This window comes from Candidatus Methanodesulfokora washburnensis (assembly GCF_003947435.1).
In the GTDB taxonomy this organism is placed as follows: domain Archaea; phylum Korarchaeota; class Korarchaeia; order Korarchaeales; family Korarchaeaceae; genus Methanodesulfokora; species Methanodesulfokora washburnensis.
The window spans coordinates 1-9453 of the sequence record NZ_RCOS01000089.1; the positions used below are offsets into that span (position 1 = coordinate 1).

At 44.4% G+C, this 9453-nt stretch carries 13 protein-coding genes; 7 read left to right on the plus strand and 6 right to left on the minus strand.

The features are described from left to right. A partial coding sequence (locus D6D85_RS07510) for a CorA family divalent cation transporter (RefSeq protein ID WP_272914424.1) occupies positions 1-200 on the plus strand: 200 nt, incomplete at its 5' end. After that, positions 197-502: a hypothetical protein gene (locus D6D85_RS07515; protein ID WP_125671448.1), complete on the plus strand. Its 306-nt coding sequence runs from the start codon at positions 197-199 to the stop codon at positions 500-502. The genes D6D85_RS07510 and D6D85_RS07515, both read left to right, overlap by 4 nt. Positions 503-531: 29 nt before the next feature. Here the strand turns inward: D6D85_RS07515 and D6D85_RS07520 are convergent, their stop codons facing one another. Next, the gene (locus tag D6D85_RS07520) at positions 532-1755 is read right to left on the minus strand and encodes a S8 family peptidase (protein WP_125671449.1); all 1224 of its coding nucleotides are present in this window, start codon (positions 1753-1755) and stop codon (positions 532-534) included. 162 nt (positions 1756-1917) lie between these two features. Here D6D85_RS07520 and D6D85_RS07525 point away from each other — a divergent pair, with 162 nt between their 5' ends. Next, positions 1918-2265 (plus strand): DsrE family protein, encoded by a 348-nt coding sequence (locus D6D85_RS07525; RefSeq protein WP_125671450.1) that lies wholly within the window; start codon positions 1918-1920, stop codon positions 2263-2265. A 48-nt stretch (positions 2266-2313) separates the two neighbouring features. On the opposite strand, the gene D6D85_RS07530 is transcribed toward D6D85_RS07525, so the two are convergent. After that, on the minus strand, positions 2314-3411 hold the full coding sequence (locus D6D85_RS07530) for an Ldh family oxidoreductase (protein ID WP_125671451.1): 1098 nt from the start codon (positions 3409-3411) through the stop codon (positions 2314-2316). Between the two features lie 119 nt (positions 3412-3530). Between D6D85_RS07530 and D6D85_RS07535 the strand changes: the two genes are divergently transcribed. The 4 genes from D6D85_RS07535 to D6D85_RS07550 all read left to right on the plus strand — a co-directional run bounded on the left by D6D85_RS07535 (position 3531) and on the right by D6D85_RS07550 (position 5644). After that, the gene (locus D6D85_RS07535; protein WP_125671452.1) at positions 3531-3899 is read left to right on the plus strand and encodes a HEPN domain-containing protein; all 369 of its coding nucleotides are present in this window, start codon (positions 3531-3533) and stop codon (positions 3897-3899) included. A gap of 3 nt (positions 3900-3902) precedes the next feature. Continuing rightward, positions 3903-4232 (plus strand): nucleotidyltransferase domain-containing protein, encoded by a 330-nt coding sequence (locus D6D85_RS07540; RefSeq protein ID WP_125671453.1) that lies wholly within the window; start codon positions 3903-3905, stop codon positions 4230-4232. Between the two features lie 30 nt (positions 4233-4262). Beyond that, positions 4263-4709 (plus strand): RpiB/LacA/LacB family sugar-phosphate isomerase, encoded by a 447-nt coding sequence (locus tag D6D85_RS07545; protein ID WP_125671454.1) that lies wholly within the window; start codon positions 4263-4265, stop codon positions 4707-4709. Between the two features lie 167 nt (positions 4710-4876). Next, positions 4877-5644, plus strand: a complete 768-nt coding sequence (locus D6D85_RS07550) for a GNAT family N-acetyltransferase (RefSeq protein ID WP_125671455.1) — start codon at positions 4877-4879, stop codon at positions 5642-5644. Between the two features lie 83 nt (positions 5645-5727). Here D6D85_RS07550 and D6D85_RS07555 read toward each other — a convergent pair whose 3' ends face one another. From D6D85_RS07555 to D6D85_RS07570, 4 genes are all read right to left on the minus strand, one after another. Beyond that, positions 5728-5940: a DUF2283 domain-containing protein gene (locus D6D85_RS07555; RefSeq protein ID WP_125671456.1), complete on the minus strand. Its 213-nt coding sequence runs from the start codon at positions 5938-5940 to the stop codon at positions 5728-5730. A gap of 451 nt (positions 5941-6391) precedes the next feature. After that, on the minus strand, positions 6392-7999 hold the full coding sequence (locus D6D85_RS07560) for a (Fe-S)-binding protein (RefSeq protein ID WP_125671457.1): 1608 nt from the start codon (positions 7997-7999) through the stop codon (positions 6392-6394). Between the two features lie 4 nt (positions 8000-8003). Beyond that, complete coding sequence (locus D6D85_RS07565; RefSeq protein ID WP_125671458.1) at positions 8004-8921, minus strand: respiratory nitrate reductase subunit gamma; 918 nt, start codon at positions 8919-8921, stop codon at positions 8004-8006. A gap of 181 nt (positions 8922-9102) precedes the next feature. Next, positions 9103-9453 (minus strand): DUF4143 domain-containing protein (locus tag D6D85_RS07570; protein WP_133308299.1); only part of this gene is annotated, 351 nt, incomplete at its 5' end.

The following is a 9453-nucleotide window of genomic DNA, read 5'->3' on the forward strand; positions in this document are numbered from 1 at the left end:
TATCTTTAAATGAAATTATGAAAAAGCTTACAGCTTTAAATGTGATAGCACTCCCCCTCATCATAATAGCCGGCATATACGGGATGAACTTGATGATACCGGAGGCCAAGTGGCCGTATGCGTATCCAGCTGTTTTAACTGCCATGTTCTCCCTTGCACTGTTCCTTGCCCTTCTCCTGAGAAGAAAGGGGTGGATATGATCTCTTTGCTGATAAAGCAAAAATTTAAGTATAAGATAAGAGCAGTAAATGCGGTGTGCGGCTTGGAGAAGGCCACTGTGAAGGACGTTGCTCACAGGATAATAGAACTGATAAGAAAGGATGAGTGGCTGAGAGAGCAACCGCTGGGAAGAATAATGCTGGCATTCCTTCTTCTTGCATCAGGGATAGTTGAGGTGCTAAAGGAAGAGGAAAAAATAGATCTGAGCAGGGATGTATTGGATATAGCAAAGATCCTCTTCGACTCGAACAGGGATCCTCTAGCCGATATGATGGTAGCTTGATATTTGCTTCTTAAGTAAAAAAAAGGAAATTAGGGCTGTTCTAACGCATACTGAACGGCTCTGTATGCATCCACTAGGCCATAGCCGGAGAAGACATCGAAACCAGGGCTCCCGATGTCCACGGCTGTCTTCGTAATCGTCTCATACATCTGGCTGAATGTGAGAGGTTGCTTCCCGTAAGCTATTCTTATTGCCTGAATAAGAGCTATGGTAGCTGATACATGAGGTGTAGCCATACTTGTTCCAGAGAGCGTGGCATAACCGCCATTCTTATAAGTAGAGTAAATGCTCACTCCCGGTGCTGCTACATCAACTTCTGGCCCATCGCTGCTCCAGCTGGGGATATTGTAACTTGAATCCACAGCAGCAACTGCTATGACCTCGCTATATCTAGCTGGATACGCTACATTGTCAGTCGAAGGATCTCCATCCCCCTCGTTTCCAGCCGCAGCAACTATTATAGCACCATTGTTGTACGCCCATACGACAGCATCGTGCAAAACAGAGCTATCAGAACTTCCTCCAAGGGACATGCTCAGTATTTTAGCGTCATCTTCAGTTCCAACAATGCCATCAGGTCCCTTTACAGCAAGTATTATCCCCTCGGCTATATCACTGTATGTTCCGTATCCAGCATTATTCAAGACCTTGACTGCATACAGTGTCACATTAGGTGCTACTCCTGCATTTCCAACATTGTTTATCGTGGAAGCTATTATGCCGGACACATGCGTGCCATGACCATTTTTATCAGCACAATTGCTGAGCTTTGTTCCAGTATAAGTCTTCGTGCCCACGGTATATGCGCACCACGAGACCTTTCCTTTTAGCTCTGGGTGAGTGTAATCTATTCCAGTGTCCAGCACAGCAACTTTAATTCCCTTTCCAAGCGAGGACCAGCCTATCACAGGATAATATGAATCCCAGACTTTGCTGGCATTTATCATCTTTACGTTCCAGAGGACATCCTGGTATCCAGAGAGCTCAAGAGCTTTGGCTACTTGATCTATCTCGACGTATTTAATCCCCTTCATTCCTCTTATCCTCTCAACAGCCTCTTTGGGCACTGCCAGCACTACAGCCTTTATCTCATGAAGAACCTTGAGCTTCTCGACTCCGGGAATTTTCAAAATCTCTGGGATCAAGCTCTCGTTCTCAAGACCAACAACTATCCTTTCCTTATCCTGCGCACTAGCTTGTGGAATGACAGTCAAGAGAAGTAGGCCTATCAGGACAGGGCACCACAGCTTCATATACAACCCCCTGTGTTTCGAGGCATTTATTATTTAATCCTTATGCTTATGTGAAAAACACAGGATGAAGGAGAGATTATTATGAAATAGGCCTTTTACTTTTGAAAATGGAGAGAGCGATGTTGAAACAAAATCTAAATACAAGGCTGTATTTGTTGGTATATGACCAGCAGAAAAGCGGTATTCCACATAGATAGAGATGAGACGTACATTTTCGAGCTGATGATAGCGAATATAAGGAACTTTCTTGCTGATGTCGGGAATGCTGACATAGCAGTTGTTGCCAATGGGCCTGCAGTAAAGCTGTTTGTCGAGAGTTCGAACAAAAGGTTCGAGGAGGAACTGAGGGGCTTTAGCGAGAAAGGCGTGAGGTTTTATATATGTGAGAATTCATTAAAATATCACAGAATAGATAGGCAAGATCTATTCGGATTTTGTGAGATAGTACCAGCCGGAATAACGAAGATCGTTGCACTGCAGGAGGATGGATATGCATACATAAAACCATAAAAATTGACTTGAACTTCCTAGTCTGGTATTGCTGGAAAAGCAGTAAAATCAGATGGAAAACGGGGGCTTTATTCCCAATTCCTCCCCAATTTTCCTCAGCATATCCGCAGTCTTTTTGTGTATAGGGACTCCTATTGCCCTTCTGGTTCTTTCAGTGAGCCAGGATTTCTCCCCAGGTATCCATATCCTCTCACCTTTCGGGTGCATTTTCCAGCTCTTCAGAGTGCTCTTGAGGAGCTCCATCCTCTCCTTAAACTCATCAACGGGCATGAAACAATCTATGTTTATGGCCATGAAGAAATGTCCGACGTTTGCAGGCGCTGGGCCCTCAGTAGCTCCCACAAAAGGACCCCATGCAGCTCCTGTCAGTATGCCTGAGAGTATGTCGACAGCAACTGAAAGCCCGTATCCCTTATGCCCTCCCATCTCCTCTCCTAATCCTCCAAGCGGGACTAGAGCGCCTTTCTTCAGCACATAATCAGGATCCACTGTTATATTTCCCTCCTCATCTATAGCCCACCCCTCGGGTATGCTGATGCCCTTTCTGCTCGCAACTTCTATCTTCCCTATGGGAGCTGTTGATGTGGCCATATCTAGGACGAAATGCGGCTCATTTTTGCAGGGAACCGCTATTGCTATCGGGTTTGTCCCTATTGATCTCCCGACTGCAAAGGTGTGAGCAACCAAGGGCCTTGAATTGGTGAGGCTTATCCCAATCATATCGGGAAGGGCCATCATCGCATAATAACCGGCTATTCCATAGTGATTGCTGTTCCTCACGCCGACAACCCCTACACAACTTCTTTTCGCCTTCTCTAATGCTATTTTCATAGCTCTATATGCAACAGGCTGGCCAAGACCAAAGTTCCCATCGATAAGTGCGGTTGACTGGCTCTCCCTCAGCACCTTTATCTCCGGTCTTGCTCTCACAACCCCGTTCTTTATCCCATCTACATACCTCTTGAGCCTTGATACTCCATGGGATTCTATCCCCCTCAGGTCAGCAGCCACTAGGTTATCTGCTGTTATCTCGGCATCCTCCTCTGGGACACCTAGCTTCACGAAGACCTCTCTGATAAAAGCCTTTAAATCAGAATAATTTACCCTTATGTACTCCTCATCCGGTATCTGTTTCTCGTAGAGCATTTGCCTTGATAAAAGGGGATGCCAAAAAGCTTTACCTAAATAATTAGAAACTCGTAAAAAATATTAATATATTATTCTAAAAGCCATAACTTTATATTCCACCACGATTCATATACCTTATGTCGTATGAGGAAGCAGAGATCCTCAGGAGCAGGACATATTCTTTTCTCAGAAATGCAAAAGCTCTCTTTAATGAAGGTGAGTATGACCTAGCTGCCTTTAATGTGGAGCAATTTTGTCAACTTCTCCTGAAATACAAGCTTCTGATGAAAACAGGATCATATCCCAGAACTTATTCAATTGTCAGGCTTGCGGAATATCTCTCCAAGGCAGCTGGAGGAAAACTGGACAAGTTCATAGAGTCGGAGATCATGTTCCTCACAAAGCTTGAGGATGCATACATAGGAGCAAGGTATCTGCCCAGAAAATACGAGAGAGGGGAAGTAGAGAAGCTCCTTCTCTTCTCAGAAAAGTTCAGGAGGAGATAGAGAATGTTTGATCTGTATATAGAGCTGGGAGAGAGAATATTGGAGGATCTGGGAAAATACAGGATTATAGCAGCTAAGGTGAAGGATATCGTTCTCAGGCATCACAAAAATGCAAGGGTATACGTGTTTGGATCCGTTTTGAGCGGAAAAATCACAGCTTCAAGTGACATAGACATCCTTGTTGTTGCCGAACTCACAAATGAGGAAAAGGAGAAGCTAAAGGCTGATATACTGAGGGAAATCGGCTTTTCACCTGTTGAGATACATGTAGCAACGGAGGAGGAGCTCAAGAGATGGTATCTTAAGTTCATAGACAGGATAGAGGAGGTCTAAAAGATTTATTTAAGAGGCTCTTTGTGGCATATGAAGAATGTTGCCATAGGCTCGGATGATCACTATCCTGTAGTGGATTTCATCGTGGAGGAGCTTAAGAGGAGGGGCTTTGACCTGATAAAAGTGGGTTTTCTCAGGGAAGGAAAGCCATATCCATGGCAAAAGGTCGGATTTGAGGTTGGAGAGCTTGTTGCAAAGGGAGAAGCTCTATTTGGTGTTGTGATATGCTACACTGGGACAGGGGTTTGCATAGCTGCAAACAAAGTTAAGGGGATAAGGGCAGCTCTTTGCTTTGATTCTCAAACGGCTAGGGGAGCTAGAATGTGGAACGATGCAAATGTACTTGCTATAAGTGGAAGGTTTACGAGCAATGAAGTTGCGAGGGAGATAATAGATGCATGGCTCTCAGTCGAGAAGCCAGATCCAAGTGAGATCGAGAACATAGAGGAGCTAAAGAGAATGGAGAGGTATTCCTGATATTGCCCCTAATGGAAGCACATGAAGAGCTTCTTTACCTTGGATTGTGTGAAATATAACTCTTTAGCTTGTATTCGGCTTTAAAGATCCTAATATTTTTCATCAGGTGATTATCTAAAAAATTCCCTAGTTGAAAGCTTTTATCTCTCATGAAGGTTGATTTCCCTATGGTAGAATACAGAGATCTGGAAACTCCAGATGACTTTCTAAAATGTGTTGAAGTGCAAAGTGAGGTCTGGGGAAGGGAGTTTGCGGTCCCCCATCACATGCTGATCTCTGCGAAGAAGTTCGGGGGCATAGCGATAGGAGCATTTGAGGGAGAGAAGCTGATAGGCTTTGTCTTTGGCATACCCGGAATTTATGATGGAAAGCTTATTCACTACTCCCATATGACAGCAGTTATTCCAAGCGAGAGATACAGGGGGGTTGGGTTCAAGTTAAAACTTCTCCAGAGGGAGAGAGCTCTGGCTCAGGGGGTAGATCTGATAGTCTGGACATTCGATCCTCTTCAGTGTCTCAATGCTTGGTTCAACATAGGAAAGCTGGGGGTGATAGTGAGGAGATATTCCGTCAACCATTATGGCCCCTTGAATGATAAAATAAACAGGGGACTCGAGAGCGACAGGCTTTATGCTGAGTGGTGGATAAGGAGCAGGAGAGTTGAGGAGAGAATATCAGGCAAAAGACCTGATCGGATACCGGAGGGCTCAATTCTAGTGGAAATACCAGTTAATATAAATGAAATAAAGGAAAGGGACATAGAGGAAGCAAAAAGATGGCTCATGAGAGTGAGATCAGAGCTAACAAATTACCTGAGCTCCGGTTATATAATTCATGAGGTGCTGAGGGATGAGAGAGGATGTTTCTATGTGCTAAGCAAAACTGAGCTGGAGGATGTTCTGAGCAGTAAGGTTTATGCAAAAACCATTAAGTAGGATGTTCCAACATCTATATCTTCCTATTAAATAACATTTTTTGGCAAGAGGGCGAAGCTGTGACTAGGTGGTTCTATTAGTCCTCACATTTGAACTTCCACGAATTCTCCCCCAGCTCTCATCGCACTGCTTATCTCAGCTATGAATCTACTTGCATCCAGTATCTCAAGCATAACAAGTCTGTTATTCTCCGTAAAGTGGACTATTATAGATTCCATTTCTTCAGCATGATCTATTTTATCATCCGAAAGCTCTATTATGAGGATATCCTCATCTCTGCTATACCTGACCCTCATATCTCTCCCTTCTCGCTGGATAGAATGTCACCACCAAGATATCTTGAAGATATCTTCATCTGAAACCTCATATATAACTCTTATCAGGTGCTTCTCATCGTAAATTTTCTGTGCAATAAGTTCCTTTGCTGCCTCTTAATACCCTGTCTGGATGCCTCACTACATCGATTACGTCTTTCTCCTCGATATAGAACCATGCTTTCTAAGTATCTGAAGCTTAATCATCGCATGGGCAGTGAACACCACTTGCTTGGTCGATGTCTCAGCCTCCCTTCACCTTACCTCTTTAAGTCTTTAGTGTAAAAGCGCACTAGGAATATGTAGAGATATAAGAGAAGAATTATTCCCCCTCGTATAATTGCCGTCTACACAGCCCATGATGTTATAAAAAGGGAAAATAAATGCTTCTATGTGCTCAGCAGAGCTTCATTGAATGAAATACTTGATTAAATTAGTGGAACTCCCACTCTATGTAGGGCTTCTTAAGATCAACCATTGCATTCACCATGAGATCAGCAAGACCTCCATAGTATATTCCATATATCTGTGGAGCCTTCCAGTAAGCTAACATGTCCCTTATAGCTCCTTTGCAGTTAGAGCACGGAGCACAGATGTATTTCTTCACATCAGGGGATGGCTTATCCTTAAATGCCTCAAGTACCTGCTTGAATTTCATCCTAGTTGCCACAGCATTCCTCCACTCGGGGAAGTTCATCGACTGCATTATAGCAAACCCACTGCCACCACCACAGCAGTAGTTGTAAACTCCATGAGGTTCCATCTCCCTGAACTGCGGACAAAGCTTTCTCAATATGTTTCTCTGGGGCTCAACAATTCCCATCAGCCTAACTATGTTGCAAGGATCATGTAAGGTGACTGGAAAGTTGTTCTTCTCCGGGTCGAAGTTTATCTTCTCGTTTTTCACAATCTCCCAGAGTATTGGGAGGCAGCTCTCCCTTGGTATGTTGAGCTCATCATGAAGAACTCTATCCGCAACCACTGTTAAAGCCTTATGGGCATGTCCACATTCACCCACAACTATCTTCTTCACATCCAGCTTTCTTGCAACCTCGGCATGCCTTGCAGCAATTCTCGCAAGCTGGACATCATCATACCATACTCCATAGTTAACAGCATCATATGCCACCTGCTCGCTGCTCAAAGTCCAGCTAAGGCCTGCCTCCTCGAACAGTATTGCAAACGCAGCAGGATTCTCAGGCCATGATATGAACTCACCTGCGTTGTGTATCAGAAGGATATCAGCTCCCTTTTCATCTACGGGGATCTTTATGTTCTTGCCGAGCTTCTCCTTTATCATGTCCTCCATGAACTCTACTATATTTTTGAAGCCATCTGGCGTTAGCCCAGTTGATGATCCAACCTTGAGCTGTTGCACAGTTCCAAGCTCGTGAAGGGCCTTTGGAGCTATCCCCAGCTCTGAACTGAAAAGCTTCCTTATCTCATGTGTTATCAAGCCGTTATCCACGCCAATAGGACATGTCTGAGTGCATCTTCTGCATAGAGTGCACCTGTAAGCAAGTTCCCCAAGCCTTAAAATTGTCTTTGCATTTAGCTCTATATCCCCGCTGACGAACTTTCCAAACAATTTTCCGCCTGTTGTCAAATATCTTCTCCATATCCTCCTCAAAACCTCAGATCTGTATGTGGGCCTGTATATCTCCTGCCTTCCCGACATCACATAGATCGGGCATGCCTCGTTGCATGTCTGGCATTTTGCGCAGTAGTCCAGAGATAGAAGAAGGGGCTGGAGGAAGGTCCAGTTTCCCTCCTTTGACAGAAGCTTTCCCAGCCCTTCAAGGAACCTGTTCACCAGCTTCTCCTCTTCCTCCTTTGTCTTCGGCTTCCAGGGAATATCTATTGCGATATAGCCATCAAGATCTGTTGCATACTTTTCTCTCCAATCTGATCTGGGCTCCTTCAGATCAGGCTCCATCTCTGGCTTGTCGTATGGAGGTGGAAGCCTTGCAAGATCCTCTTTTCTGAGTTTTACCAGCTGATCCTCGGGGCTTCCTATATCCTCTATCCTTATCCTCCTCATGGAATCACCCCTTTGCATTTTCCTCCCAGCTCTTCCCCGCCATCATATGGGGAGCACCCCAGGGCACTTTTAGCTTCAGAATACCCCTAACTCTCTCCTCTATATCCCCTCCTCTCATATTTGGCTCATCATCCCAAAGAACCCTGTGATATGTGAAGAATTTGCCGAAGAAGTGGGACATCTTTGAGAAGGGTATGTATATCCAGAGCAAGCCCATCAAAACAACGTGAACTTGGGCGAGAGGGCTGAGGACGGGTGCTTTTATGGCATTAAAGCTGAGCATAGACGACATATATTTCATAGCATTGTCAAAGTTGACATCATTTATCCAAACTCCTATTCCCGTCAGAAGCACAGTTAGGATGAAAAGCAGGTTGAAGAAATCAAGGCCTGAGCTGTACTTCCTCAGATTGGAGTCCACTATTCTTCTTATAAGGAGGCCTATACATCCAAACGTAGCAGCAACTATACCAATGGATCCAGTTGCCTGAATAAGGACTCTGATGGGTTCATCTATTAATGATAGCACGTATTGAGCAGCTGGGTCTATCACTGTGTAGGCCTCAACTATCCCCCTGATCAGCAGAAGGGCAAACCAGACAAGTATCAGATATATCCCGCCGTGAAATGGATAGGTGAGCCACCAGAGAGATCGCTTGTACTTATAAACCCTTTTTATGAAGAGCATTTCGGAGAAGAGCTCCTTAAGCTCCCCGAGCATCGTGGTCTTTCTAGGCTTCCTCCACCAATCCACTTCCTCCATGTAGCTTCCTCCGTAGTGATGTCTGCCAGCCTCATGGGGCACTGGATACAGCTCCCATCTGAGGTGAATTGGCATTGTGCTCCACTTTCTCCACCTAAACAATACTCCTATGATGAAGAGGACAACGGCTATATAAGACGACAACATAACAATAGCCATGAGCTCCCCGGAAATCTGTCTACAGAATTATATATAAGATTTCCTTAAGAAAATCTGAAAAATTCATAGCGCTGCTTAAGGGAGATTTTTGAAGAAATCAAGGCATATTAAGGAAACTTTAGGCATTGGCTAGGCTTCTCACGAAGTAGCTTCAGTTTGATCCTTCTTTGCTCAGTTGTGCTCATGGAACTCTAAGAAGCCATCTCCAGAGAGGAATAAACTCTATCCTCCTGTTCTCTACCTCAATCTCATCTTCATAATCCCATGTTATCACAAGGAGCTTTTTGCAGGCAATTTCCCTAGATGCCTTCAGGAGAGATCTTATCTCCCTCTCTCTTGTGTTAAATTCCTCAATATTGTAGCAAACTTGAATCAACTGATCCTCCTTGCCTATCACGACAAAGTCCACCTCATGCTGCTGATAATCCTTCCAGTAGTACACCTCCATATCCTCATACCAGTAGCTTTTTCTCCTCAAAAGTTCTATTAAGACAATGTTTTCCATCATCTTTCCCAGCTTTTCAGAAGATCC

What these genes read in the sequence shown, in the direction of transcription:
- D6D85_RS07515 (WP_125671448.1), top strand. Translation starts at nt 197, where the DNA reads ATGATCTCTTTGCTGATAAAGCAAAAATTTAAGTATAAGATAAGAGCA.
- D6D85_RS07520 (WP_125671449.1), bottom strand. Translation starts at nt 1,755, where the DNA reads ATGAAGCTGTGGTGCCCTGTCCTGATAGGCCTACTTCTCTTGACTGTC.
- D6D85_RS07525 (WP_125671450.1), top strand. Translation starts at nt 1,918, where the DNA reads ATGACCAGCAGAAAAGCGGTATTCCACATAGATAGAGATGAGACGTAC.
- D6D85_RS07530 (WP_125671451.1), bottom strand. Translation starts at nt 3,411, where the DNA reads ATGCTCTACGAGAAACAGATACCGGATGAGGAGTACATAAGGGTAAAT.
- D6D85_RS07535 (WP_125671452.1), top strand. Translation starts at nt 3,531, where the DNA reads ATGTCGTATGAGGAAGCAGAGATCCTCAGGAGCAGGACATATTCTTTT.
- D6D85_RS07540 (WP_125671453.1), top strand. Translation starts at nt 3,903, where the DNA reads ATGTTTGATCTGTATATAGAGCTGGGAGAGAGAATATTGGAGGATCTG.
- D6D85_RS07545 (WP_125671454.1), top strand. Translation starts at nt 4,263, where the DNA reads ATGAAGAATGTTGCCATAGGCTCGGATGATCACTATCCTGTAGTGGAT.
- D6D85_RS07550 (WP_125671455.1), top strand. Translation starts at nt 4,877, where the DNA reads ATGGTAGAATACAGAGATCTGGAAACTCCAGATGACTTTCTAAAATGT.
- D6D85_RS07555 (WP_125671456.1), bottom strand. Translation starts at nt 5,940, where the DNA reads ATGAGGGTCAGGTATAGCAGAGATGAGGATATCCTCATAATAGAGCTT.
- D6D85_RS07560 (WP_125671457.1), bottom strand. Translation starts at nt 7,999, where the DNA reads ATGAGGAGGATAAGGATAGAGGATATAGGAAGCCCCGAGGATCAGCTG.
- D6D85_RS07565 (WP_125671458.1), bottom strand. Translation starts at nt 8,921, where the DNA reads ATGGCTATTGTTATGTTGTCGTCTTATATAGCCGTTGTCCTCTTCATC.